This window comes from Streptomyces sp. NPDC102278, assembly GCF_044766345.1.
In the GTDB taxonomy this organism is placed as follows: domain Bacteria; phylum Actinomycetota; class Actinomycetes; order Streptomycetales; family Streptomycetaceae; genus Streptomyces.
This window is the reverse complement of sequence record NZ_JBIWLV010000004.1, coordinates 129,520-154,837: the sequence shown is the minus strand read 5'-3', so window position 1 is coordinate 154,837 and position 25,318 is coordinate 129,520. Positions and strand designations below refer to the sequence as shown.

Below are 25,318 nucleotides of genomic sequence, written 5' to 3'. Positions count from 1 at the left end.
CTCAGGCCGGGCGGTCGCTCCGCGCCGCCGGCGCCGGCAGGCACTCCAGGAGGTGGGCCGCCGCGTCCTTGAGCGACGCGGGGACGCGCGGGCCGCGGCGCAGCCCGGTCGCGGCGCCGGCGAGGGTCCGGGTGGTGCGTACGGAACCGATGGCGGCGGCGCGCGGCGCCAGGTCCGCGATCAGGTCCAGCGCCTCGGCCCAGGCTCCGGCGCGGGTCAGGGCCGCGAGGAGTTCCGCGCCGAAGAGGTGCCGGTAGGAGGGCCCGGGGGCGGTGGCCGCCCGGTGCAGCAGCGGCAGGGCCCGGTCCCAGTCGCGCAGCCGGGCCAGGACCCAGCCCTCGTGGCCGAGCAGTTCGTTCTCGTCGATCCACCAGGCCCAGTGCGGGTCGTGCCGGGACAGACCGTCGAGGAACCGGCTCCGGGCGCGCGCGATCAGCCTGCGGGACTCGCGCCGGCCGCCCAGTAGCGCGGTCGCGTGGGCCTGCCGGATCAGGACCAGGCTGTCCACCCGGGCGGGCAGGGGGCGCGGCCCGGTCACCCGGGACGCCGACTCCAGGGCGCCCCGGGGGTCCCCGGCGGCCGTCTGGAGCATGCTGTGGTTGAGCAGGGTCAGCCGCTGCGTCCAGCGGTCGCCGCAGAGCCCCGCGAGCGCGAGGGCCCGTGCGTTGGCGCGGTGGGCCTGCCGGTGGAGCCCCGCGTCGAAGAGGATCCAGCCGACGACCTCGCTCAGTTCGGCCAGGGCGGCGACCCGGTCGGCGTCCCGGCGGCGGGAGGACACGGGGGCGCCCGAGAGCTCGGGGAAGTTCCCGAGGACCTCGCGTACGGCGGGCAGCGCGGCCGTCGCGCCGTGCGCGGCGTCCAGGGCCACGAGGCGTGCGACGGTGCGGGCGGCGCAGGGGGTCACGGCGTGCCGGTCCGCGTGGCGGGCCACCGGCCGTCCTGGCCCAGGGCGGTGAACGACGAGGCGACCTCGGTCAGCCACTGCACCTCGTCGCGGAAGTCCTCGTACGGCGGGCGCGCGGGGATCCCGGACGCGTCGTCCTGGTCCGTCCCCTCCTCGGGGGAACGGCTCAGGGCGGCCCGGACCTGGAGGGCTTCGCCCAGGGGCGAGGTCGGGTCCTCCGGCAGGTCCAGGGAGCGGGCGACCCGGGAGAACTCGTCGTAGGACAGCGAGGTGCGCAGCATCAGTTGTCCGTCGCGTATCTCGATGACGCGACGGTAGAGGCTGTAGTGCAGGTCCCTGGGCGGGAGGAGGTCGCGCGGCCAGGACCTGGGCGGGTCCAACGCGATGTCGGGGAGGGCCTGGTGGAGCGCCCCCCACAGGGGGCGCAGGCAGAGGTACGCGCGATAGCTGCGGACCCAGGCCCGTACGCGGGTCAGGTGGATGCCCCAGGAGGGGATGGTCCATCCGGTGACCTGGAGCAGGGCGCCGACGCTGCCGCAGGTCCACTGGACGGGGTCGAGTCCGGCCCCGTCGAAGTCCAGTCGGGTGCCGGCGATCTGGATGCTCCGGGTGACGCAGTAGACCAGGATGAGGCTCGCGCCGAGGGTCACGGTGCGCATGCCGGCCGCGAGCCACTGCCGGTTGGCGACCTTGGTGAACCGCAGCGAGAGCCGCACGGTCTCCGCCTGCCCCACGGCGCAGATCAGCAGGTAGAAGAACATGTACAGCGCGTACCGGCCGTCCTGGATGCTCAGCAGGATGGTCGACGTGGCCGTCTCGGACTGTGCCACGGGGCCGACGGCGAAGGAGGCGACGACGAGCACGCAGAGCGCCGCGCCGAAGAACAACACCCGGTTCCGGGCCATCCGTCGGGCCTGGTCGGGGGGCGCCGACCAGTGGACGAGCACGACCTGTTGCGCGGCGGTGAGGACGACCACCGCGACCTGGGTGATCAGCGAGGTGATGTTGGGCAGTCCGAAGAACCCGGAGATGTGCAGGCGGAGTTGGTCCAGGTCGACGAGGAAGCTGATGCCGGAGCAGAGGAAGTACACGCACAGCGCCCACAGTGCGACGTCGTGCCGTCGGCGCAGCAGGTCCGGCAGCCGGTAGGCGAAGGCGGCGAGTCCGACGAAGGCGCAGACCCAGGCGAGGACGGTGTAGAGGGTGGTCACTGCTGGTCCGGCTTTCCGAGGCCGCGTTCGATGCGGGCGAGAACGTCGGCGGCCTCCTCGGGCACGGCCCAGGCCTGTTCGACCCAACGCTTCGTGGCCCGGGCCAGGATGAGGGAGGCCATGGTCTCGGCCTCCTGCTCCTCGCCGTCGCTGTAGCGGGATCGCATGAGGGCGCCCTGCACGGCCGCGGGGTCGACGTCCGCGAACAGCGGACCGGACTCGACGCCGTCCAGCCGCACGGACCCTCGGTGCTCGAAGGCGATGTGGGCCAGCTCGTGGGCGATGATGTGTTCCTTGTGGGCGGGCGAGGCCGACTTCTCGAAGGCGACGACGTCGAAGTCGTCCAACTTCAGCCATATGCCGAGGAGATGGCGTTCGGGGAAGGTCGTCGGGATCAGGTGGATGGGCCGCCCGCGCCGTTCGCTCAGGTATCCGTGGAGGTCGTCGATTCCACAGCCGTGCTCCATGCCCCACTCCGCGAGCATCTCCTCGCAGGCGCGGCGGACCTTCTTCAGTCGTCGTCTGAGTTGCCTGTCCTCCGAGGCCGGTAACGCAGAGCCAGGCACCTTCATCCTCAGTCCTCCGGCGAAACTCGGCGGCCGCCCTCGCGGCCCGAGGTTCGTGATCCCCGGGCAGACAACGCGGTCATGATGCCACACGCTCAACGCGCCACCGCGTGGCGTGGGTTCCATCCGGCCACGCGCGACCGCCGGCCCGCCGCCGAGAGGAGACGGCGGGCCGGCGGCCGTTGCGGGGGAGCCACCGCTCCCCCGCGTCCTACTGCCAGTCGTCCCAGGGAGCGTCGGTGTCGTCCATGTCGAAGGACGGTTCGTCCTCGTCGCGCGGCGGCTCCGACCCGTCCCGCGCCCCCGCCCCCGCGGGTGAGGAGACCGCCGGAGCGGCGGCGTCCGGCGCCGCCGGCCGGGCCGCGCCGGATTCGGCCAGGGTGCCCAGGATGCCCTCGGCGTACTTGGTGAGCTTCGCCTCGCCGATGCCGTTGATCTCCCCCAACTCGCCGGCGGTGCCGGGCAGCCGGGTCGCGATCTCCCGCAGCGTCGCGTCGTGGAAGACGACGTACGCCGGCACGCCCTGCTCCCGCGCGGTCTCGGCCCGCCAGGCGCGGAGCGCCTCGAAGACCGGCACGGCGGCCGCCGGCAGGTCGACGGGCACGCGCGCGCCTTTCCCCGAGCGGGAACCGGACTCCTTGCGGCCCGGGCCGGCCGGCGCGGCCTTCTCCTTGCGCAGCGGGACGGTGCGCCGGCCCCCCAGCACCTCGCCGCTGGCGTCGGTGAGGACCAGCGTGCCGTACTCGCCCTCCACGGCCAGCAGTCCGAGCGCGAGCAGTTGCCGTACGACCCCTCGCCACTCCGCGGTGCCGAGGTCCGCGCCGACCCCGAACACCGAGAGGCCGTCGTGGTCGAACTGGATGACCTTCGCGGTCTTCTTGCCCTGGAGGATGTCGATGATCTGGCCGGCGCCGAACTTCTGCCGTCGCTCATTGGCCAGCCGCCACACGGTGGACAGCAGCTTCTGCGAGGCGACCGTGCCGTCCCAGGACTCGGCCGGTGTCAGACAGGTGTCGCAGTTGCCGCACGGCTCCCCGGACTGACCGAAGTACGCCAGGAGACGCATCCGCCGGCAGTCGACGGTCTCGCACAGCGCCAGCATCGCGTCCAGATGGGCGGCCAGCGAACGGCGGCGCGTGTCGTCACCCTCGGAGCCCTCGATCATCTTCCGCTGCTGGACCACGTCCTGGAGGCCGTACGCCAGCCAGGCCGTGGCAGGCTCGCCGTCACGGCCGGCGCGGCCGGTCTCCTGGTAGTAGCCCTCGACGGACTTCGGCAGGTCCAGGTGCGCCACGAACCGCACGTCCGGCTTGTCGATGCCCATGCCGAAGGCGATGGTGGCGACCACCACGACCCCGTCCTCCCGCAGGAACCGGGACTGGTTCGCGGAGCGGGTGCGGGAGTCCATGCCCGCGTGGTAGGCCACGGCGTCGATGCCGTTCTCCGCCAGCGCGGCCGCCGTCTTCTCCACGGAGGCACGCGACAGGCAGTAGACGACGCCCGCGTCCCCGGGGTGCTCGGTGCGGATCAGGTCCAGCAGTTGCCGGAGCGGGTTGTTCTTGGGGACGATCCGGTACTGGATGTTCGGCCGGTCGAAGCTCGCGACGAAGTGCCGGCCCTCCTCCAGCCCCAGCCGCGCCGCGATCTCGCCGTGCGTCGCCTCGGTGGCCGTCGCCGTGAGCGCGATCCGCGGCACCTTGGGCCAGCGCTCGTGCAGCATCGACAGGGCGAGGTAGTCGGGTCGGAAGTCGTGACCCCACTGCGCGACGCAGTGCGCCTCGTCGATCGCGAAGAGCGACACCTTTCCCCGGTCGAGGAGCCGCTGCGTCCCCTCGGTGCGCAGCCGCTCGGGGGCCAGGTACAGCAGGTCCAGCTCGTCGGCGAGGAAGGCCTGCTCGACCGCGCGGCGCTCGTCGACGTCCTGGGTGGAATTGAGGAACCCGGCCCGCACCCCGAGGGCGGTGAGGGCGTCCACCTGGTCCTGCATGAGCGCGATCAGGGGCGAGATGACCACGCCCGTGCCCTCTCTGACCAGCGCCGGGATCTGGTAGCAGAGCGATTTGCCGCCGCCGGTGGGCATCAGCACGAGCGCGTCGCCGCCGTCGACGACGTGCTGGATGATCTGCTGCTGCTCGCCGCGGAAGGAGTCGTAACCGAAGACCCGGTGGAGCACCTGCAAGGCGTCGGGGATCTCAGTGGGCGCGTCCGAAAGGGTCATACCGGAAGCCTAGCGACCGTCTCCGACACCGGGGTCCATGATCGGCCGGCCCGACGGTCCCGACGGACACGGGCGCGGGCCCGTCAGCCGGCGGCGGACCGGACCGGGACCCGGATCACAGGGCCGCGGCGAAGGTCTCGTACGCCTCGGCCCCGAAGAGCACGAAACGGACCTCCTCCACCGAGGTCCCGGACGCCCGCACCGTCTCGATCGCGATCCGCGCCCCGTCGTCCATCGGCCAACCGTAGATCCCGGTGGAGACGGCCGGGAAGGCGACCGTGCGGGCGCCGAGCTCGTCCGCGACCCGCAGCGACTCCCGGGAGCAGGAGGCCAGCAGTTCCGACCGGTCCTCCTCGCGGGACCAGACCGGTCCGACGGTGTGGATCACGTGCCGGGCCGGGAGCCGGCCCGCCGTCGTGGCGACGGCCCGGCCCGTCGGGAGGCCCTTGCCGTAGTGGGAGCGCCGCAGGTCCTCGCAGGCGGCGAGGATCTCCGGGCCGCCCCGCCGGTGGATGGCGCCGTCCACTCCACCGCCGCCCAGCAGCGAGGAATTGGCCGCGTTGACCACCGCGTCCACCTCCTCGGTGGTGATGTCTCCCTGGACCAGGGTGATGCGCGGGGACATCAGGTCTCCTTCCGCAGCCGGCGCCAGACGGCCTTGGCGGCGTTGTGCCCCGACATGCCGTGGACCCCGGGCCCCGGCGGGGTGGCGGAGGAGCACAGGAACACGGCCGGGTGGGCGGTGGTGTACGGGGAGAGGCTGATCTTGGGGCGGAGCAGCAGTTGCAGGCCCGAGGCGGCGCCGCAGGCGATGTCCCCGCCGACGTAGTTGGCGTTGCGGGCGGCGATCCGGGGCGGGCCCGCGGTCGCGCGGGCCAGTACGAGGTCCCGGAACCCCGGCGCGAAGCGCTCCAGTTGACGCTCGACGGCGTCGGTGAGGTCGCCCTCCCAGCCCGCCGGGACGTGCCCGTACGTCCAGAAGGTGTGCTTGCCCTCGGGGGCCCGGCCGGGATCGACGAGGCTGGGCTGGGCGGTGATCAGGAAGGGGGTGCGGGGGGCCCGGCCGCCGGAGGCCAGTTGCAGGGCGGCGTCGATGTCGCGGGTGCGCGGACCGATCTGGACGGTGCCCGCCCGGCGGGGTTCCTCGGCGGTCCAGGGCACCGGCCCGTCCAGGGCGTAGTCGATCTTGAAGACGGAGGCGCCGTACCGGTAGCCGTCGTAGACGCGCCCCAGCCGGGCGATGCGGGCCAGCGCGGTCGGCGAGGTGTCGAAGACGTACGCGCGGGCCGGCGGCAGGTCGTCGAGCCGCTTGACCTCGAAGTCCGTGTGGACGCTTCCCCCGAGGTCGCGCAGGTACGCGGCGAGGGCGTCCGAGATCGACTGCGAACCGCCGCGCGGCATCGGCCAGCCGCCGGCGTGTGCGGCGAGGGCGAAGACCAGGCCGACCGCGCCGGTGCCGATGCCGCCGAGCGGGGCGATGACGTGGGCCACCAGTCCGGCGAACAGGGCGCGGGCCCGGTCGTCCTGGAAGCGGCGCAGCAGCCAGGTGGAGGGCGGCAGTCCGTCCAGCCCGAAGCGGGCCAGGGTGAGCGGGTCGCGGGGCAGCGCGGTGGAGGGCAGCGACATGAAGTCCCGTGCCAGGGTGTCCCACTTGCCGAGGTACGGGGCGACGAGCCGCCGGTAGGTGCCCGCGTCGCGGGGCCCGAAGGAGGCGGCCGTCTCCGCGACGGAGCGGGACAGCACCGCGGCCGTGCCGTCGTCGAAGGGGTGCGCCATGGGCAGCGGGGCGTGCAGCCACTCCAGCCCGTACCGCTTGAGCGGCATCGTCGCGAACACCGGGGAGCCGGCGCCGAGCGGGTGCACGGCCGAGCAGGGGTCGTGCCGGAAGCCGGGGAGGGTGAGTTCCTCCGTCCGGGCTCCCCCGCCGACGGTCCCCTTCGCTTCGAACACGGCCACGGAGAAGCCGCGCCGGGCCAGTTCGACGGCGGCCGTCAGGCCGTTGGGCCCCGCCCCCACCACGACTGCGTCGAGAATCGACGACACTGACAGCTCCTTCGTCCGGCGGCGGCTCCGCCCACAGGATGCGGCATCACGTCCAGGATATGGGTCGCGGCCGCGTGGATCCTGGGCGCGGCGGCGCGGTCACGCTCCGCGCAGCAGGTCGCGGATGCGGACGGCGGTGGCCTCGTCGCGGCCCACCGCGAACGGCAGCGCGTTGTCCCGGTCCACCCGGAAGGGGACCCCGTCGACCGTGGTCTGGGCGCCACCCGCTTCCGCGACCAGCAGCAGGCCCGCCGCGTGGTCCCATGCGGAGGGCCAGGTGAAGGCCAGGCCGTCCATCTCGCCGCGCGCCACCTTCAGGTACTCCAGGCCCGCCGATCCGCACGGCCGGGCCGCGACCCCGGGGACGTCGAGCCGGGCGAGCCGCCGCTTGTCCTCCTGCGAGGTGTACAGCGGGTGGGCCATGGCGATCCGCAGGTCGGCGCGGGCCTCCGGCGAACCGCTGTGGATGCGCGCGCCGTTGACGTGCGCGCCCCGCCCGCGCACGGCGGTGGCGAGCTCGTCCAGCGCCGGGGCGAAGGTCCAGGAGGCGAGGATCTCCCCGCGCACGGCCAGCGCCACCAGGGTGCAGAAGTTGGGGTCGCCGGCGACGAACTGTCGGGTGCCGTCGACGGGGTCCACGATCCAGACGGGCGCGTCGGCGCGCAGCGCCTCGTACACGGTGGGGTCGGCGTGCACGGCTTCCTCGCCGACCACCGCCGAGCCGGGCAGCAGCTTCGTCAGCGCGGCCGTCAGGTACTCCTCGGCCCTGCGGTCGGCGACGGTCACCAGGTCGTGGGGGCCGCTCTTCTGGTCCACCTCGTGGTCCGCGAGCTGCCGGAACCTCGGCATGATCTCGACCGCGGCCGCCTCGCGGACGGCCTCCTCGACGGCGGACAGGTCATGGGCCAGGAATTCATCGATCATGCGTCCAGCAAAGCACGCCGGTCCGACAAACCCCACCGACGGTCCCCGACGGGCGGTCGGGCACGGGGTGACGTCCGGGTGAACCGCCCCGGGGCCGCCGCGGGGCGGGGGTGCCTCGCGGGGGCCGAGAAGATCGCGGCCCCCGCCCGTGCGCCCCCGCCGGCTCAGCCGGCCAGTACGGGGATGACGTGCTCCCCGTAGGCGTCGATCACGGCCTCGCGCGCGTCGTGCATGGCGTACAGCGCGAACTGGTCGACGCCGAGGTCGCGCAGGGTGCGCAGTTTCTCGATGTGGGCCTCGGGCGGGCCCAGGAGACAGAACCGGTCGACGATCTCGTCGGGGACGAAGTCGGCGGACGGGTTCCCGGCGCGGCCGTGGTGGCTGTAGTCGTAGCCCTGACGGGCCTTGACGTACTCGGTGAGGGCGTCGGGGACCATCTCGGAGTGTTCGCCGTAGCGGCCGACGAGGTCGGCGACGTGGTTGCCGACCATGCCGCCGAACCATCGGCACTGGTCGCGGGCGTGGTCCAGGTCCTCGCCGACGTACGCCGGGGCCGCCACGCAGATGGTGATCGCGTTCGGGTCGCGGCCGGCCGCCGTGGCGGCCTCGCGGACCGACCTGACCATCCACTCGGTCAGGTAGGGGTCGGCGAGTTGGAGGATGAACCCGTCCGCCTTCCGGCCGGCGAGGGCCAGCGCCTTGGGCCCGTACGCGGCCATCCACACGGGCAGTTCCCCGTCCCGGATCCACGGGATGCGCAGGGGTTGCCCGTCGACCTCGGCCTCGCGGCCCTCGGCGAGGTCGCGGATGACGTCGATGGCCTCACCGAGGCGGGCCAGGGTGTTGGGCGCGCGCCCGGCGACCCGCATCGCGGAGTCCCCGCGGCCGATCCCGCACACGGTGCGGTTGCCGTACATGTCGTTGAGGGTGGCGAAGGTGGAGGCGGTGACCTCCCAGGTGCGGGTCCCGGGGTTGGTGACCATCGGTCCGACGCGCATCAGCCGGGTGTGTTCCAGGATCTGGCTGTAGATGACGAACGGCTCCTGCCACAGCACGGCGGAGTCGAAGGTCCAGCCGTAGCGGAAGCCGTTGCGTTCGCCGCGGCGCATGAGGCTGACGACGCCGGAGGCGGGCGGGTCGGTCTGGAGGACGAGGCCGAAGTCCATGGATCGGCTCCTTACAGGTACTGGCAGGTGGAGCGGGGGACGAAGGCCCCGTGGCCGGCCCGCCCGGTGTACTCGCGCCGGTCGATGACGAGTTCGCCGCGGGAGAGCACGGTGTCGACGCGTCCGGTGATCCGCTTGCCCTCGTACGCCGAGTAGTCCACGTTCATGTGGTGCGTCTCGGCGGAGATGACCTGCTCGGCGTGCGGATCGTAGAGGACGATGTCGGCGTCGGCTCCCGGGGCGATGGTGCCCTTCTGCGGGTAGAGGCCGAACATCCGGGCCGGGCTCGCGCAGGCGATCTCGATCCAGCGTCGGCGGCTGATGTGTCCGTCCAGGACGGCCTGGTGGAGGAGGTCCATGCGGTGCTCCACGCCGGGCAGCCCGTTGGGGATCTTCGAGAAGTCCCCGCGGCCGAGCTCCTTCTGGCCGCGGAAGCAGAACGGACAGTGGTCGGTGGAGACCACTTGGAGGTCGTCGGTCCGCAGCCCCCGCCACAGGGCCGCCTGGTGTTCGCGGGGGCGCAGTGGCGTGGAGCAGACGTACTTGGCGCCCTGGAAGTCGGGCTCCGCGAGGTTGTCGGTGGACAGGAACAGGTACTGCGGGCAGGTCTCGCCGAAGACGGGCAGTCCCTTGTCGCGGGCGACGGCGAGCTCCGCCACCGCCTCCTCGGCCGACACGTGGACCACGTACAGGGGTGAGCCGGCCACCCGGGCGAGCTGGATGGCGCGGTGGGTCGCCTCGGCTTCGAGGAGGACCTTGCGGACCTCGCCGTGGTGGCGGGGGTCGGTCTCCCCGCGGGCGAGGGCCTGTTCGACGAGGACGTCGATGGCGATGCCGTTCTCGGCGTGCATCATGATCAGGCCGCCGTTGCCGGACGCCCGCTGCATGGCGCGCAGGATCTGCCCGTCGTCGCTGTAGAACACCCCGGGGTAGGCCATGAAGAGCTTGAAGGAGGTGATCCCCTCCCCCACCAGGAGGTCCATCTCCTTGAGGGTGCCCTCGTTGACGTCCGACAGGATCATGTGGAAGCCGTAGTCGACGGCACAGTTGCCGTCGGCCTTGGCGTACCAGGTGTCGAGTCCCTGGCGCAGGGACTGGCCCATGGTCTGCACCGCGAAGTCGACGATGGTGGTGGTGCCGCCCCACGCGGCGGCCCGGGTGCCCGTCTCGAAGGTGTCCGACGCCGCGGTCCCGCCGAAGGGCAGTTCCATGTGGGTGTGCGCGTCGACCCCGCCGGGGATGACGTACTTCCCGCTCGCGTCGATCGTGCGGTCCACCGTCGTGCGGTCGGGGCAGGCCCAGGCCTCGGCGGTGGCCGAGCCGTGGGCCGCGAGCGCCGCCACCCGGCCGTCCTCGATGAGGACGTCCGCGTGGAGCTCGTCGGCGGCCGTGATGACGAGGCCGTCGCGGATCAGGGTGCGGGTGGTCATGTGCGTCTCCCCCGGAGGGCTAGAGGGCGGTGCGCAGGGCCTGTTCGAGGATGTCGGCGCCCTCTTCGGCCTCGGCGACGGTGAGGGACAGCGGGGGCGCGATGCGCAGCACGCTGGTGTCGTGCCCGCCGCCCTTGCCGAGCAGCAGGCCGCGTTCGCGGGCGGCCTCCAGTACGGCGGCGGCCGCTTCGGGGTCGGCCCGGTCGGTGCCGGGCCTGGTCAGTTCCAGGCCGGCCATCAGGCCCCGGCCGCGTACCTCGCGTACGGCGGGCACGCCTGCGGTGACGGCGCGCAGTCGCTCCAGGAGCAGGCCGCCGACGCGGCGGGCGTTGCCCTGGAGGTCGTGTTCCAGGAGGTACGAGAGGTTGGCGACGCCGGCCGCCATGGTGACCGGGGAGCCGCCGAAGGTGGAGATGGAGTTGGAGTCGACGCAGTTCATGACCTCGGCGCGGGCCACGACGCCGCCGATGGACATGCCGTTGCCGATGCCCTTGGCGAAGGTGAGGATGTCCGGCGGGCCGTTCTGTGCGTGGGCCTGCCAGCCCCAGAAGTGTTCGCCGGTGCGTCCCCAGCCGGTCTGCACCTCGTCGCTGATCCAGAGGATGCCGTGCCGGTCGAGGACCTCGCGGAAGGCCCCGTAGAGGCCGTCGGGCGGGGAGGTGAAGCCGCCGACGCCCTGGATGGGTTCGGCGATGAGCGCGGCGACGCCGCCGCGGGCCTGACCGAGCACGTCTTCGAGGTCCGCGACGGCGGCGGCGGTGAACGCGGCGTCGGGCAGCGCCGCGAAGGGGCCCCGGGTGCGTACCGCGCCGTGGACGTAGTACGTCTGGAGCGGCGAGAGGCTGGTCGGGGACCAGCCGCGGTTTCCGGTGATCGAGACGGTGGAGAAGGACCGGCCGTGGTAGCTGTTGCGCATCGCCAGGATCTGGTTGGAGCGGCGGTACGACGTGGCGAGCAGCAGGGCGGTGTCGTTGGCCTCGGTGCCGGAGGTCGTGAAGAAGACCCGGGCGTCCGGGATGCCGGACAGGGCGGCGACGCGTTCGGCCAGTTCGACCATCGGCCGGTTCAGGTACAGGGTGGAGGAGTGGATGATCCGCCCGGCCTGTTCGGAGACGGCCTTGGTGACCTCGGGCAGGGCGTGGGCGGTCATCGTGGTGAGGATGCCGCCGAAGAAGTCGAGGTAGCGGTTGCCGTCGGCGTCCCAGACGTGGCGGCCCTCGCCGTGCGTGAGCTCGATGGGGCGGTCGTAGTAGAGCGCGAGCCAGTCGGGCATGACGGTGCGGTGGCGACTGTGCAGGGGGATCGGGTTGGTCACGGCTGTACGAGCCCTCCGTAGGCGTCGGGGCGGCGGTCGCGGTAGAAGGCCCATTGGTTGCGGACTTCCTCGATGAGGCCGAAGTCGAGGTCGCGGACGAGGAGTTCCTCCTCCTTGTCGCCGGCGACCTCCCCGACGAACTGACCGCGCGGGTCCACGAAGTAGCTGGTGCCGTAGAACTCGTTGTCCCCGTACTCCTCTTGGCCGACCCGGTTGATGGCGGCGATGAAGTACTCGTTGGCGACGGCGGAGGCGGGTTGTTCCAGCTGCCACAGGTAGGCGGACAGGCCTCGGGAGGTGGCGGACGGGTTGTAGACGAGCTGGGCGCCGGCCAGGCCCAGCGCACGCCATCCCTCGGGGAAGTGGCGGTCGTAGCAGATGTACACCCCGACCCGGCCGACGGCCGTGTCGAAGACGGGCCAGCCGAGGTTTCCGGGGCGGAAGTAGAACTTCTCCCAGAAGCCCTTGACCTGCGGGATGTGGTGCTTGCGGTACTTGCCGAGATAGCTTCCGTCGGCGTCGATGACGGCGGCGGTGTTGTAGTAGAACCCCTCGGACTCCAACTCGAAGACGGGGACGACGATCACCATGCCGGTCTCGCGGGCGAGGTCCTGCATGCGGCGGACGGTCGGGCCGTCGGGGACGGCCTCGGCCCAGCGGTAGTGCTCCGCCTCCTGCACCTGGCAGAAGTACGGGGCGTTGAACACCTCCTGGAAGCCGATGATCTGCGCGCCCTGAGCAGCCGCCGCGCGGGCGTGCTCCTCGTGTTTGGCGATCATCGACTCGGTGTCTCCGGTCCAGGTGGCCTGGACGAGCGCGGCGCGGACGACTTGGGCCATGAGCTGCTCCTCGCGACGGGAACGCCGACTTCTACGCACGTAGACGGTGTGCGTAGGGAGTAGAACGTAGGCCTCGTCACAGCGTGGGGCAAGAGCGCCTTGCGCGGTTGGAGTAGTCGATCGCAGTACGTCGATAGGCGGTCATTTCCTGTCATCGGGCGGGCGAACTGGTGCTCAAGTGGTTACGGAGTAGCGATACCGGCCACGCGCAGGGCGTGTGTCAGGTCCCGTTGTCGGGTCCCCGGGAGGGCGCCCGCGACCCGGAGCAGCCTCGGGGCGAACCACTGCGGATCCCGTCGCGCCAGAGCGGCCGCCTCCTCGGCGGTACGAAGCCGCACGAAGGCCCCGAGCAGGGCGTGGGCCTCCCGCTCCCGACCGGCCGCGCCCAGCGCGAGGGCGGCGTCCGCGATCTCGGCGGCGGGCCGGGCCACCCCCTGGCGCAGCAGCGCGTCACAGTCGGCGTCCCGGCCGGCCACCGCGAGGGCGGCCGCCGCGGCCGCGAGCCGCTCGGGCGGCAGCGAGGCGGCCTCCCACAGCAGGGTGGCCCAGTCGGCGGCGAGCCCGGCGCGGGTCAGCTCGGCGGCGAGCCCGGGCAGCAGTTCCGCCGGCCAGGCCGCCGCCTCGCACAGCAGGGCGTGCGCCTCGCCGGTGCGGCCCCGCGCCCGCAGGTCCGCCAGCCCGGCGACGAACACCGCGGTCCGGCGGGGGCCGACGGACCCCGGTGCGCCCGCGTCCGGACCGGGCGGCGCGGGCTCCGGAGCCGAGGGGTGGGGCCGGCGCGGCTCCGGGCGGCCGAACCGGGCCCCGCGCGGGGCCGCGACCTCGGCGTCCGTCCCGCCCGGTGGCGCGGTGTCGGCGGGCGCCTCGGGCTCCGCCGCCCCGGCGTACCGGGCGCCGCCCCCGGAGCGCCGGCCACCGCGCAGCCACCGCCCCTCGGCCCGACCGACCGGGGCCGCGGCGGAGGCCGGGCCGGGCCCCGGCGAGGCCTCGGAGCCCGGCTCGTCATACGGGGTGCGGGCCGGGCCGGGGGCCTCAGCGGCATACGGGTCGCGGACTGGAGCCGGGGCCGTGGCGGGGTGCGGAACGCGGGACGGGCCGGGGGCCTCAGCGGCATACGGGTCGCGGACCGGGCCGGGCGCCGGGGCGGGCCGGGGCGCCGCGTCCCGGGCGGGAGCGCGGGCCGGTTCCGAGGGCGAGGGCCACTCCGGGGCGCGGGCCGGTTCCGGGGTCGGGGGCCACTCCGGGGCGCGGGCCGGTTCCGAGGGCGAGGGCCACTCCGGGGCGCGGGCCGGTTCCGGGGTCGCGGGCCGCTCCGGGGCGCGGGCCGGTTCCGAGGGCGAGGGCCACTCCGGGGCGCGGGCCGGTTCCGAGGGCGAGGGCCACTCCGGGGCGCGGGCCGGTTCCGAGGGCGAGGGCCACTCCGGGGCGCGGGCCGGCCCGGGGGCCGGGGGCCGCTCCGGGGGTTCGGGCGCCGCCTCGACGACCGGGCCGGCCGCCGCCGGACGCCGCCTCGGCACCATCCCGGCCAAGGGCTCACCGGCGACCGGGGACGCGGGGGCGGTGTCCGACCGCGTCCACTCCCGTACCTCGGCCGGGTTCATCGGCAGCGCCGCGAGGCGGGCCGTGAAGTCCTCGTGCCGACCGGCCGCCCGGGCGGCGTCGTCCCGGGTCCAGGCCATCTCCCGGGTCAGCGCGGCCGCTTCCACCGGGTCGGGCGTGCCGCCCAGCCGGGCCGTCAGGCTGCGCAGCGCCGCTTGCGAGGCCTCCCGCTGCGCGGCGGCCGTGCGCAGCAGGGTCCGCAGTTCGCCCGCGCCGCCCGGGGCCCGGTCCCAGGCCGCGGCGGCGGCGCCGCGCAGCCGGGCCGCGTACTCCACCTCGCCGGCCACGGCCCGCGCGTCGCCCAGCAGGGACTCCACCACGTCCCACGGGGGGATCGCGGCGCCGTCCAGACAGGCCCGCATCCCCTCGGGGTCCCGCCGCAGGAACTCCCCGTACCAGCCCGCCCCGGCATCCAGTCTTCGCGTCAACCCGCGCAGGTATTCAGCGAGTTGAGCGATCAGCAGCGAAGTCGCCGTCTCCATGGGCGCATTGGATCCCACCCGTGTTACAGGCGGGCTACGGGAGTCTCAAAGCTTGACGGCGATCGCGGTGTGCGGGCGCTTTCCGCGACGCACCACGGTGGCGGGCACGTCCACCAACCAGAACTGCCAGGTGTACTTGCGCATCATCAACGTGCGCACCCGCGCCAGACCGGCCTCGTCGAGCAACCGCGCCTCGCCCGGCAGCGCGGGAGCCCCCTCCTCGACACGACCGCGCACGTCACAGGGGCTGACGGTGACCCGGCCGCTGTTGCGGATCCGCTTGACCTTCCAGGAGTCGCTGCGCGTCCACACGTACAGCTCACCCTCGTTCGCCACCGCCCAGACGGGGGTGGCGACGGGGGTGCCGTCCTTCCGGAAGGTGGTGAGGCTGACGTACTTGCCCCGGCCGAGCTCCTCAAGGTTCATGCATCGAGCTTAGGGGGTTTCCCGTCGGTCGGGCCGGGCCCGGGGCGGGGCGTGGCCGGCGACGGCGCCCGGGTGACGGGAGGAGACCTCCGGGCCCGGATCCCCGCCATGGGCCCGCCCCTCGGGGGCGGCGCAGGCGGCGAGCAGCAGGCCGCTCGCGAGGACGGCGCCGAGCAGGCCGAATCCGAGTCGCTCCGATGCGTTCGTGGCTGACACGTCTTCACGCCTGCCCCGCGCCCCGCGGGCCCCACCGCCGGTTGGGCCGTTCGGCCGCGCGCCCCGCTCGAACGACAGGGCCACGGGAGCCGCCGAACCGACCGGGCCGAGGTCGACCCGGCCGAGGGCGACCCGGCCGAGGCGCCCCGACCCACGTGATCCGGCCAGGTGATCCGACTGCGCGATCCGACCTACGGCGGCTCGGCCGAGGGCGATTCAGGCGGGCACGAAGGCGCAGCGCCGCAGCACGTCGTCGAGGGAGAGGCCGAGGGCCCCGGCGAGTGCGGCCACCGTGAAGAAGGCCGGGGTGGGCGCGCGACCCGTCTCGATCTTGCGGAGCGTCTCCGAGGAGAGTCCGGCGCTCGCGGCGATCTCGACCATGCTGCGCGGGCCTCGCGCCTCGCGGAGCAGCGCACCCAGCCGCTCGCCGCGCTCGCGCTCTTCGGGGGTGAGGGGGGTTCGGACCATGCCGTCATCATACCCCGGGACCCAATTTTCATCCCGTTACAGTTATACCGGTATAGTTATTGGCATGGTGAAACTGAAGACGGACCGAGACATCGAGGACATGCGGGCACCCGGCCGGGTCGTGGGGCGGGCCCTGGCGGCGATGCGGGAGGCGGCCGACGTGGGGGTCTCCCTCCTGGAGTTGGACGCGGTGGGCCGCGAGGTGCTGCGGGAGGCCGGCGCGACCTCCCCCTTCCTGGGGTACCGACCGCGGTTCGCGCCCGTGCCCTTCCCGGGCGTGGTGTGCGCCTCGGTCAACGACGCGATCGTGCACGGCGTCCCGGACGGATACGCGCTGCGCGACGGGGACCTGGTCAGCGTCGACTTCGGCGCGCAGCTCGGCGGCTGGGCCGGGGACGCCGCCGTGAGCTTCACGGTCGGCCGCCCCCGCCCGGCGGACCTGCGGCTGATCGAGACCGCCGAGGCGGCGCTGGCCGCGGGCATCGCCGCCGCCGTGCCCGGCAACAGGATCGGCGACATCGCCCATGCCGTCGGCACGGTCTGCCGCGGCGCCGGCTACGGCATTCCCGACGGCTTCGGCGGCCACGGCATCGGCCGGGCCATGCACGAGGACCCGGGCGTGCCCAACGAGGGACCCGCCGGGCGCGGCATGAAGCTGCGCGCCGGCATGGTCCTCGCGATCGAACCGATGGTGATCGCGGGCGGCACCGACGACTACACGTGCGACTCCGACGGCTGGACCCTGCGGACCGTGGACGGCAGTCGCGCCGCGCACGCGGAGCACACGGTCGCGATCACCGACGACGGCCCCAGGATCCTCACCACCCCCTGACGGCCCGGGCGGGCCGGGCCGTCAGGGGAGCGGGCCTACGGGCGGCCGTGCGGGCTGACCACCATCGCGGATCCGCCGCCCCGCCGGCTGGTCTCGGCCGCGGCCAGCCAGCGTCCGTCCGGCAGCCGCTGTACGCCGGTGGCGGCGCCGATCTCCGGGTTCTGCCGGAACCCATGGCCGATCGCCTCCAGTTCGGCGCGCACCGGGCTGTTCCACAGGCCCGGCTCCAGCTCGGTCGTCGTCTGGTTGCGCTGGCTGGCCCGGGGCGCCGCGATGGCGTCGACCAGCGGCAGGCCCCGGTCCAGGTGTCCGATCAGGGTCTGCAACACGGTGGTGATGATGGTGGCGCCACCCGGGGATCCCACGGCGAGCACCGGACGCCCGTGTTCCAACACGATGGTCGGGGCCATCGACGAACGGGGCCGCTTGCCGGGGCCGGGCAGGTTCGGGTCCGGGACGCCGGGGGCCGCCGGGGCGAAGGAGAAGTCGGTCAGCTCGTTGTTGAGCAGGAAGCCGCGGCCCGGCACGGTGATCCCGCTGCCACCGGTGGACTCGATGGTCAGCGTGTACGAGACCACGTTGCCCCAGCGGTCGGCGACGGTCAGGTGGGTGGTGTTCTCCCCTTCGTACGTGGTCGGGGCGGCCTTGCCCGTGGTCCCGCAGGGCACCGGCCTGCGCGGGTCGCCGGGCGCCAGCGGGCTGGTCAGTGCCTGTCCGGGCTTGACGAGGCAGGCGCGGGTGTCCGCGAACCGCTGCGAGAGCAGTTCCCGCGTGGGCACGTCCTCGGCGGCCGGGTCGCCGACCCAGCGGCCACGGTCCGCGAAGGAGATCCGGGAGGCCTCGATGAAGCGGTGCAGGTACTGCGCCTCGGAGAGCGAGCCGAGGTCGGTGCGCTCCAGGATGTTCAGCGCCTCGCCGACGGTGGTGCCGCCCGAGGAGGACGGGGCCATGCCGTAGACGTCCAGGCCCCGGTAGCCCACCCGGGTCGGGGCCTGTCGCTTGGTGGCGTACGCGCGCAGGTCGCCGCCGGTCAGGTCGCCGGAGCGGACCACGCGGGTGGCGGCGGGATCCACCGGGGGCTTGCGGACGGCCCGCACGATGTCCTCGGCGATCGGGCCCCGGTAGAGCGCCCCGGCGCCCTTGCGGCCGAGTTCGGCGTAGGTGGCGGCGAGGTCGGGGTTCTTGAAGGTGGAGCCGACCACCGGCAGGGATCCGCCGGGCAGGAAGAGCTTCGAGGTGGCCGGGAAGTCCTTGAAGCGGTCCTGGTTGAGTTCCGTCTGGGCCCGGAAGGTGGCGTCCACGACGAATCCGTCTCGGGCCAGCTTCTCCGCGGGACGCAGCAGTTGTACCAGTGGGCGGGTACCCCAGGCGTCGAGCGCGCTCTTCCAGGTGGCCGGGGTGCCGGGGACGCCGACCCCGCGCCCACTGGTCTGGCCCTCGGCGAAGGGGATGGGGACGCCGTTCTCCTGGAACAGGCCGGCGTCCGCCGTCGCCGGGGCGGTCTCGCGACCGTCGATGGTGTGCACCCGGCGGGTCTTGGCGTCGTAGTACACGAGGTACCCGCCGCCGCCGATCCCGGCGGAGTACGGCTCGGTGACGCCGAGCGCGGCGGCGGTGGCGACCGCCGCGTCCACCGCGTTGCCGCCGGAGCGCAGGACGGCGATGCCGGCGGCGGAGGCGTCGGCGTCGACGCTGGCCACCGCCCCGCCGTGGCCGACCGCGACCGGGACCTTCGCGGGGGCGCCGCCCGCGGGCGCCGACGGCGGGGCCGCCGCTCCGGTGGACACCAGCGCTCCGGCGAGGGCGACCAGCGCCCATTGACGTGCGGCGGGACGACGCATCCGTACCTCCAGTCGACGGCCTGTCAGACCCCGTGCCACAGGCCCAGGCCGGCACTCTAACTTCACCGCACCCCCCGCGTCAGGACGGCCTCGCGCGGGTTAACATCCGCGCCATGAACGACGACGTGCGCAACATCGTGCTCGGCGTGGTGGCCACGGCCATCAGCGGCGGCTTCGGCTGGTTCGCCCGGACCTACCTGTGGCGCCGGACGCTGCGCCGCAAGCAGGCGTTCTTCGGGTTGCCGTCCGGCTCCGACTGTCTGTTCGTGGTCAACCGGCAGATGGGCGGCACCGAGGGGTCGGTGCACCGCAACGACGCCTTCGCGCTGCTGGAGATATCGGCCCTGATCAAGGACTGTGGCGCGAACCTGCAGATCGTCTCCCAGGACACGGTCCGCCAGGGTTTCGGCGAGCGCGCCGAGTTCTGCGTCGGCGGTCCCGTCTCCAACGCGCGCACGGCCGCCCACCTGGGGTCGATGCTGCCGGGCATCCGGGTGGACGTCAGTGCGGCGGCGGGTCCGGACCGGGGCGCCATCGTCGTCGGCGGGGAGACGTACCGCTGGAACAAGGGCCTGGTGGACCACGTGGTGCTGGCTCGGCTGACGACCGGCCCCGGGAGCAGGCCGGTGTTCCTGATCTCCGGGCAGACCGCGATCAGCAACCAGGCGGGCGCCCGGTATCTGGCCCGCAACCACCGCGAGTTGGCCCGCAAGTACGGTGACGACTCCTTCTGCGTCGTGCTCAAGGTCGTCAACTCCGACGCCTACGGGCCGGACGTGGCGGAGCTGTTGGCCGACGTCACCCGGTCGGCCCGGACACCCGCAACGGCAGCCGCGTGATCCCGTTGATGAAGTTCGAGACCAGTCGACGCGGCGAGCCGGTCGACTCGGGCGCCGGCATCAGGGTGCGCCACTCCTCGTGGAGGGTGCGCAGTTGGAGCCGGGCGAAGTGGGCCCCCAGGCAGACGTGCGGCCCGTCGCCGAAGGAGACGTGCGGGTTGTGGACGCGGCCGAGGTCGAGCCGGTCGGGGGCGGTGAAGACCCGCTCGTCGTGGTTGGCGGAGGCGTGGAAGACCACCACCTTGTCCCCGGCGCGGATCCGCCGGCCGCCGAGTTCGGTGTCCACGGACGCGGTACGGCGGAAACTGAGCACCGGCGGGTGGACGCGCAGGAGTTCGTCCACGGCCCGGTGCATGGGCACCTCCCCCGCGGCTAGCCGTCGGTAGCCGTCCGGGTCGCGGGCCAGTGCGAGCAGGCCGCCGGGCGCGGCGGCGCGTACGGTGTCGTTGCCCGCGACGGTCAGCAGGAAGAAGAACATCTCCAGTTCGGCGGGCTCCAGTTCGGCCTCCGCGAGGGCGGTCATGACGTCATCGCCGGGATGCGCGCGCTTGTACGCGGCCAGTTCGCGGGCGTACCCGAACATCTCGCCCAGCAGCGCCGGGGAGCGGGGGTTGAGTGGTGTGCCGTCCGGGCCGAGCAGCGGCTCCGGGGCGTCGTCGGGGTCCTGGTAGCCGATGACCCGTACGGTCCACTCCAGCAGCAGGGCGCGGTCGGCGGCCGGGATGCCCATCAGGTCGATCAGGTTGAGCAGCGCGTACTCGTCCGTCACCGCGGACACCACGTCGCGGGCCCCGTCCTCGGCGCCGTCGCGGGCGGCGCCGAGCAGCGTCCGGGCCCGCTCCCGCACCCGGCCGGCGAAGGCGTCGACGCGGGCGGGGGTGAAGGCGCGGGCGACCAGCCGGCGCAGCCGGCCGTGCCCGGGAGGGTCCTGGTTGAGCATGGTGCGGCGCAGGAAGGGCAGGTCGGCGGGGTCGGGGTCGCGGATCTGGGTGGCGCCGAGCCACGAGGAGTAGGTGGCGTGTTCGCGCAGGACCCGTACGACGTCGGCGTGTCGGGTGACGGCCCAGAAGCCGGGTCCCGCTGGCCAGCCGAGGACCTCCGGTTCGCGCTGCCGGGCGACGGGGTACCGGTCGCGCAGCAGCCGGTAGCGGGCGTACGGGATGCCTTCGGCGTACAGGCGGGGGTCGAAGACGTCGGGGACGTCCGCGTCGTCGTGGGTGGGGGCGGGGGCCATGGGGTCACGGTGCCGGTCGGGGCGCGCGCCCCGCAAGGGGACGGAACGGAACGGCGCCACCGCGACGACGAAACCTAGAACCCGCAGTGGTCGGGCGGCAGGACGACGTCGGGGCCGGTCAGGGTGACCTCGGCGTCGGCCGGGATCCCGGCCGAGGAGACGACGGTGCACATCACCTGGCGGCGGGCCGCGTCGGACAGGGGCCGCACCGGGAACGGCAGTCGCACCCGGACGGACCCCTCCCCCGTCGTCTCCGTCAGCCTGCGGCCGTCGAGCTTGCCCGCGGCGCCCGGCGGGGGAAGTTCGGTGTGCAGTCCGGCCGCCTTCCCCGCCGGGTCGGGGCCGTTCAGCAACAGGGTGATCATGGCGCCCGGCCCGTACACGGGCCCGTCGAGGACCGGGACCGGCGCGAGCCGCCCGTCGGGCAGGACGAAGTACAGCATCCCGGCGTCGGGCGGGGCGGCGATCGTCAGCACCCCGGGCCGGCCGATCTCGACGACGGGGGTGTCCTCGATCCCGCAGCCGGTGAGCAGCAGGGGTGCGATCAGGGTGGCGACGAGGGCCCTGCCGGTGGGGGTCACTCGCGGGCCTCCAACGGCATGTCGAGGGTGAAGACGGCTCCGCCGTCCGGGCCGTTGCCGGCGTGCAGGGTGCCGCCGTGCAGGCGGGCGTTCTCCAGGGTGATGGCGAGCCCGAGGCCGCTGCCGGCGGACCGGGTCCGGGCCGCGTCGGCCTTGAAGAAGCGGTCGAAGATGTGCGGCAGCACCTCGGGGGCGATGCCGGGCCCGCTGTCGGCCACCTCGATCACCAGTCGGTCGCCGTCGGCGCGGTGGGGGGCGGTGACGGTGATCCGGACCGGGGCGCCGCCGTGCCGCAGGGCGTTGCCGACGAGGTTGGCGAGGATCACGTCGAACCGGCGCGGGTCGAGCCGGGCGCGGACCCGCGGGGGCAGTTCGGCGCTCACGCGCTCGTCGTCCCAGTGGCGGCGTTCCAGGGTCTTCTCCACGGCCTCGGCCACGTCGACGTCGTCGAGGTTGAGTTCGGCCGCGCGGGCGTCGAACCGGGAGATCTCCATGAGGTCCTCGACGAGGACGGCGAGTTTGCCGGTCTCGGCGCTGATCAGCCGCAGGGCCTTGGCGGTGTCGGGGTCCAGGCTCTCGGCGTCCTCGTCGAGCACCTCGGTGACGGCGAGCATCCCGGCGAGGGGGGTGCGCAGTTCGTGGGAGACGTCGGAGGCGAACCGGCGGGCGCGGACCTCGGCCTGCCGCAGTTCCTCGACGGAGCGTTCGAGGGCGCCGGCCGTCTCGTTGAAGGTCCGGGCGAGTCCGGCGAGCTCGTCGGCTCCCCTGACCTCGATCCGGGTGTCCAGTTCCCCGCGGCCCATCCGCTGGGCCGCGGTGCGCAGTCGGCGGACGGGGCGCAGCACGCTGCGGGCGGCGAGCAGGGCGGGGACGACGGCGATGGCGAGGCCGGGGACGGCTCCCTGTTGTGCGGCGTCGACCATGGCGCTGACGGTCTGCTCCTCGGTGTTCAGGGCCATTACGGCGTAGAAGACGGCGCCGGTGGGCCGGTTGGCCCCGTCGTGGACGAAGACGGCGGGCATCCCGACGACGAGCATGGCGTTGCCGTCGCCGTCCCGGACCCGTTGGAAGGCGCCCGACCGGGTGTGGCGTATCTGTTCGCGGAACTCCTCGCCGACGATGGGCGACACGAGGGGGCCGCCCGGCTGGTTCGAGGTGGCCTTCAGGTCGCCGTACTCGCCGTACACCACCCAGGAGTGGGGTTTGCCGCGCCGGCCCAGTTCGGTGACCATGCTCTGGAGCTGCGGCCGGTCGAGCGGCAGTTGGACCGCCTGGCTGTCGATCTGGTCGCGCAGGGTGCTGACGGCGGTGTCCTGGGTCTGCTTGAGGATCGCGGTGCGGGCCTGTTGGTAGGTCAGGGCGGCCGTGGTCACCGCGCAGATCGCGGCGACCAGCAGGAAGGCGGCGATCAGCCGGGTCCGCAGGCCGAGCGGGGCGACGCGTCCCACCGGGCGCCCTAGAGGGGGCCGAAACGGTAGCCGAAGCCCCGCACGGTCTGTATGTAACGGGGACCGGCGTCGGGGTCCTCGATCTTGTGGCGCAGGCGTCGGACGCAGGCGTCGACGAGGCGGGCGTCGCCGTGGTAGCTGTGCTCCCACACGTACTCCAGCAGTTGCCGGCGGGAGAAGACCTGCGCGGGCGTGGCCGAGAGGTGCAGCAGCAGTTTGAGTTCGCTGGGGGCCAGCGGGACGTGCGCGCCGTTCTTCGCGACGGTCAGACCCGCGCGGTCGACGGCGAGCTCGCCGTGCCGCTCGATGCCGGCGCGGCCGTCGGTCGGGGCGACGAGGCGCCGCAACACGGCCCTGACCCGGGCTTCGATGATCTCGGTGCGGACGGGTTTGACGACGTAGTCGTCGGCGCCCGCCTCCAGGCCGACGACGATGTCGAAGTCGTCGCCGCGCGCGGTGAGCATGATGACGGGGACCTGGCTGGTCTCGCGGATGCGGCGGCAGACCTGGACGCCGTTGATGCCGGGCAGCATGAGGTCGAGCAGCACCAGTTCGGGCCGGAAGCCGCCCATCAGGGCGAGGCCGTCCTCGCCGGTCTCGGCGGTGCTCACCTCGTGGCCTCGGCGGCGCAGGCCGAGGGCGACCCCTTCCCGGATGGAGGGGTCGTCCTCGATCAGCAGTACGCGTGGCATCCGGTCAGTATCCCGTGCGGTTCGGGTGCCTTCCTCCCCTACCGGCCCGTTCTCCGGCGCAGGGAGGCCGACAGGTCGGTGATCTCCGTGAGGCGCAGTGGCCTTGCGAGGAGGATGACGACCAGGGCGATCGCGGCGGTTCCCGCTCCGACGGCGGCGAATCTGCCGAACCCGTCACACGCCACGGCCGCCGCGTATCCGGCGGCCGCCGCCGGCGCGCAGGCCAGGAGCAGCCGCAGGTGGGTGCGCAGCGCCGTGGCGCCGACGCCGGCGGGGGTGTGCGTGCGCGGGCCCAGCCGTCGGGCGAGGGCGTACGCGGTGACCGCGGCGCCCGCCAGGTAGGCGATCGAGGTGGCGCCGGCGATGCCGGTGACGACCCAGCGGGGCGGGAGCAGGGCGTGGGCGGTGTACGCCAGGGACGCGGTGAGCACGACGATGACCAGGTTCAGGAAGAACGGGGTGCGGGTGTCGGAGAGCGCGTAGAAACCGCGGGCGAGCACGTACTGGGCGGAGAAGGCGACCAGGCCGGGTGCGAAGGCCATGAGGATGCCGGCGATGACCTCGCTGTCGGCGGGCCCCACCTGCCCGTACTGGAGGACGCTCGCCGTCACCCAGGGGGCCAGGGCGGCGAAGACCGCGGCGGCGGGCACGACGAGGGCGGCGCTGGAGCGCAGTGCGTACGAGACGTCGCGGCGGACGGCGGCGTGGTCCCCGTCGGAGGCCGAGGCGCTCATCCGGGGCATCAGGGCGGTGACCAGCGAGACGGTGACGATGCCCTGCGGGACCACCCACAGTTGGTAGGCGTTGCTGTAGGCGACGTATCCGGCGCCGCCCGCGACCCCGGAGTCGTCGGCCAGTTGGCCGGCGGTGGTGGAGAGCAGGGTGACGACCCAGTAGGCGAACTGGTTGGTGAGGACCAGGGCGACGAGCCAGCCCGCGTTGCGCAGCGGGCGGGTGAGGCCGCTGCCGCGCCAGTCGAAGCGGGGCCGCCAGCGGAAGCCGGCCGCGCGCAGGGACGGGATCAGGGCGAGGGCCTGGACGACGATGCCGGCGGTGGTGCCGATGCCCAGGAGTCTGGTCTCGGACGCGCTCAGCACCTCGTCGCCGCCGACGGACACGTACAGGTGGAATCCGAAGACGGCGCTGAGGACGAGGTTGTTGAGGATCGGGGTCCACATCATCGCCCCGAACCGGCCCCGGGCGTTCAGTACCTGGCCGAGCAGGGTGAACAGTCCGTAGAAGAGGATCTGCGGGAGGCAGAACCGGGCCAGGGCCACGGTGGTGTCCAACTCGGCGGCGCTGTAGCCGGCGGGTGCGTAGGCCCGGACGATCCACGGTGTGGCGAGCACCGCGACGGCGGTGAGCACGAGCAGCGCGAGGACGCAGACGGTCAGCAGGCGGTCCGTGTAGGCGACGCCGCCGTCCCCGTGGCGGTTGGCCGCCTTGATCAGCTCGGGTACGAAGACGGCGTTGAGGGCGCCGCCGATCAGCAGGATGTACACGATGTTGGGGATGGTGTTGGCGACGGCGTAGCCGTCACCGAGGAAGTGGGTCCCGAGCGCGGCGACGACCACGGCGGAGCGGACGAAGCCGGTGGCGCGCGAGACGATCGACCCGGCGGCCATCAGGGCGCCGCTGCGCAGCACGGAGCTCCCGGCGGGCGCCGCCGGGGCGCCGCCGGGTGCCGGCCTGGTCTCGGTGGGGGCGGTCACCGGTGGGTGCGGGGGGCCGCGGGGGCCCGGTCGCGCGCGGTGCTGTGGTGTCCGTTCAAGGGTCTCTCCCGCTTGCCTGGTTCTTCGGCGATCCGACCGGCGGTGAACGCGTGTTCGTCGGGTCGAGGGGGGAGGGTACCCCGCGCACGTGGTGACCGGTGGCTGCGGCGAGGGGGGCGAAGGGGGCGCGGGCGCCGCGGATTCGCCGGGGAATCGGGCCGTCGCATCGACGTCGAATTCGCCGTCCGACAGTGCCGTGGGTCCCTGACCCGGGGGCCGGAAGTCCTTTCGTGCGTCAGTGGGAAGACGTCCGCGCATTTCTTCGCGCGGGG

Annotated in this window: 23 protein-coding genes; 2 read left to right on the top strand and 21 right to left on the bottom strand. The window is 73.6% G+C overall.

What is annotated here, in order from left to right; translation table 11 throughout:
- Position 1 precedes the first annotated feature (1 nt).
- The 15 genes from ACIRO3_RS12975 to ACIRO3_RS12905 all read right to left on the bottom strand — a co-directional run bounded on the left by ACIRO3_RS12975 (position 2) and on the right by ACIRO3_RS12905 (position 15,807).
- Positions 2 to 931, bottom strand: a complete 930-nt coding sequence (locus ACIRO3_RS12975) for a DNA-binding protein (protein WP_404135618.1) — start codon at positions 929 to 931, stop codon at positions 2 to 4.
- Complete coding sequence (locus tag ACIRO3_RS12970; RefSeq protein ID WP_361772664.1) at positions 901 to 2,115, bottom strand: MAB_1171c family putative transporter; 1,215 nt, start codon at positions 2,113 to 2,115, stop codon at positions 901 to 903. The genes ACIRO3_RS12975 and ACIRO3_RS12970 overlap by 31 nt, the downstream gene beginning before the upstream one ends.
- Positions 2,112 to 2,681, bottom strand: coding sequence for a toxin (locus ACIRO3_RS12965; protein ID WP_361772666.1), 570 nt, complete (start codon positions 2,679 to 2,681; stop codon positions 2,112 to 2,114). Before ACIRO3_RS12965 ends, ACIRO3_RS12970 begins: the two co-directional genes overlap by 4 nt.
- A gap of 211 nt (positions 2,682 to 2,892) precedes the next feature.
- Positions 2,893 to 4,899: a DNA helicase RecQ gene (recQ, locus tag ACIRO3_RS12960; RefSeq protein ID WP_404135613.1), complete on the bottom strand. Its 2,007-nt coding sequence runs from the start codon at positions 4,897 to 4,899 to the stop codon at positions 2,893 to 2,895.
- Between the two features lie 115 nt (positions 4,900 to 5,014).
- Positions 5,015 to 5,524 (bottom strand): O-acetyl-ADP-ribose deacetylase, encoded by a 510-nt coding sequence (locus tag ACIRO3_RS12955; RefSeq protein WP_404135610.1) that lies wholly within the window; start codon positions 5,522 to 5,524, stop codon positions 5,015 to 5,017.
- Positions 5,524 to 6,948, bottom strand: a complete 1,425-nt coding sequence (locus ACIRO3_RS12950) for a phytoene desaturase family protein (protein WP_404136284.1) — start codon at positions 6,946 to 6,948, stop codon at positions 5,524 to 5,526. The genes ACIRO3_RS12955 and ACIRO3_RS12950 overlap by 1 nt, the downstream gene beginning before the upstream one ends.
- A gap of 93 nt (positions 6,949 to 7,041) precedes the next feature.
- Positions 7,042 to 7,866 (bottom strand): inositol monophosphatase family protein, encoded by an 825-nt coding sequence (locus tag ACIRO3_RS12945; protein ID WP_404135607.1) that lies wholly within the window; start codon positions 7,864 to 7,866, stop codon positions 7,042 to 7,044.
- Between the two features lie 164 nt (positions 7,867 to 8,030).
- Positions 8,031 to 9,032 carry a TIGR03842 family LLM class F420-dependent oxidoreductase gene (locus ACIRO3_RS12940; protein WP_361772677.1) on the bottom strand — a complete coding sequence of 334 codons (1,002 nt, stop codon included), beginning with the start codon at positions 9,030 to 9,032 and terminating at the stop codon, positions 8,031 to 8,033.
- 11 nt (positions 9,033 to 9,043) lie between these two features.
- On the bottom strand, positions 9,044 to 10,462 hold the full coding sequence (hydA, locus tag ACIRO3_RS12935; protein WP_404135603.1) for a dihydropyrimidinase: 1,419 nt from the start codon (positions 10,460 to 10,462) through the stop codon (positions 9,044 to 9,046).
- A gap of 19 nt (positions 10,463 to 10,481) precedes the next feature.
- Positions 10,482 to 11,735, bottom strand: a complete 1,254-nt coding sequence (locus ACIRO3_RS12930) for an aspartate aminotransferase family protein (RefSeq protein ID WP_361772848.1) — start codon at positions 11,733 to 11,735, stop codon at positions 10,482 to 10,484.
- Positions 11,736 to 11,773: 38 nt separating this feature from the next.
- Positions 11,774 to 12,616 (bottom strand): nitrilase-related carbon-nitrogen hydrolase, encoded by an 843-nt coding sequence (locus ACIRO3_RS12925; RefSeq protein WP_404135600.1) that lies wholly within the window; start codon positions 12,614 to 12,616, stop codon positions 11,774 to 11,776.
- Positions 12,617 to 12,798: 182 nt separating this feature from the next.
- Entirely contained in the window at positions 12,799 to 14,697 is a 1,899-nt protein-coding gene (locus tag ACIRO3_RS12920) for a hypothetical protein (RefSeq protein WP_404135597.1), read from the bottom strand.
- 45 nt (positions 14,698 to 14,742) lie between these two features.
- Positions 14,743 to 15,123, bottom strand: a complete 381-nt coding sequence (locus tag ACIRO3_RS12915; RefSeq protein WP_365997492.1) for a PPOX class F420-dependent oxidoreductase — start codon at positions 15,121 to 15,123, stop codon at positions 14,743 to 14,745.
- 9 nt (positions 15,124 to 15,132) lie between these two features.
- A complete protein-coding gene (locus tag ACIRO3_RS12910; RefSeq protein WP_365997491.1) occupies positions 15,133 to 15,339 on the bottom strand; it encodes a hypothetical protein in 207 nt (68 codons plus the stop codon).
- 216 nt (positions 15,340 to 15,555) lie between these two features.
- Entirely contained in the window at positions 15,556 to 15,807 is a 252-nt protein-coding gene (locus ACIRO3_RS12905) for a helix-turn-helix transcriptional regulator (protein ID WP_361772694.1), read from the bottom strand.
- Between the two features lie 64 nt (positions 15,808 to 15,871).
- On the opposite strand from ACIRO3_RS12905, the gene map reads away from it, so the two are divergent.
- Positions 15,872 to 16,639 (top strand): type I methionyl aminopeptidase, encoded by a 768-nt coding sequence (map, locus tag ACIRO3_RS12900; protein ID WP_361772697.1) that lies wholly within the window; start codon positions 15,872 to 15,874, stop codon positions 16,637 to 16,639.
- A gap of 35 nt (positions 16,640 to 16,674) precedes the next feature.
- Here the strand turns inward: map and ggt are convergent, their stop codons facing one another.
- Positions 16,675 to 18,480 carry a gamma-glutamyltransferase gene (gene ggt, locus ACIRO3_RS12895; RefSeq protein ID WP_404135593.1) on the bottom strand — a complete coding sequence of 602 codons (1,806 nt, stop codon included), beginning with the start codon at positions 18,478 to 18,480 and terminating at the stop codon, positions 16,675 to 16,677.
- 113 nt (positions 18,481 to 18,593) lie between these two features.
- Here ggt and ACIRO3_RS12890 point away from each other — a divergent pair, with 113 nt between their 5' ends.
- Entirely contained in the window at positions 18,594 to 19,319 is a 726-nt protein-coding gene (locus tag ACIRO3_RS12890) for a hypothetical protein (RefSeq protein ID WP_404135590.1), read from the top strand.
- Here the strand turns inward: ACIRO3_RS12890 and ACIRO3_RS12885 are convergent.
- The 5 genes from ACIRO3_RS12885 to murJ all read right to left on the bottom strand — a co-directional run bounded on the left by ACIRO3_RS12885 (position 19,279) and on the right by murJ (position 24,986).
- The gene (locus ACIRO3_RS12885; RefSeq protein WP_404135587.1) at positions 19,279 to 20,553 is read right to left on the bottom strand and encodes a cytochrome P450; all 1,275 of its coding nucleotides are present in this window, start codon (positions 20,551 to 20,553) and stop codon (positions 19,279 to 19,281) included. The two genes, ACIRO3_RS12890 and ACIRO3_RS12885, sit on opposite strands and share 41 nt — an antisense overlap.
- A gap of 74 nt (positions 20,554 to 20,627) precedes the next feature.
- Positions 20,628 to 21,134, bottom strand: a complete 507-nt coding sequence (locus tag ACIRO3_RS12880) for a hypothetical protein (protein ID WP_404135584.1) — start codon at positions 21,132 to 21,134, stop codon at positions 20,628 to 20,630.
- Positions 21,131 to 22,582, bottom strand: a complete 1,452-nt coding sequence (locus ACIRO3_RS12875) for a HAMP domain-containing sensor histidine kinase (RefSeq protein ID WP_366148212.1) — start codon at positions 22,580 to 22,582, stop codon at positions 21,131 to 21,133. The genes ACIRO3_RS12880 and ACIRO3_RS12875 overlap by 4 nt, the downstream gene beginning before the upstream one ends.
- Positions 22,583 to 22,590: 8 nt before the next feature.
- The gene (locus ACIRO3_RS12870; protein ID WP_404135580.1) at positions 22,591 to 23,274 is read right to left on the bottom strand and encodes a response regulator; all 684 of its coding nucleotides are present in this window, start codon (positions 23,272 to 23,274) and stop codon (positions 22,591 to 22,593) included.
- A gap of 38 nt (positions 23,275 to 23,312) precedes the next feature.
- Positions 23,313 to 24,986 carry a murein biosynthesis integral membrane protein MurJ gene (murJ, locus tag ACIRO3_RS12865; RefSeq protein ID WP_404135577.1) on the bottom strand — a complete coding sequence of 558 codons (1,674 nt, stop codon included), beginning with the start codon at positions 24,984 to 24,986 and terminating at the stop codon, positions 23,313 to 23,315.
- Positions 24,987 to 25,318: the final 332 nt, after the last annotated feature.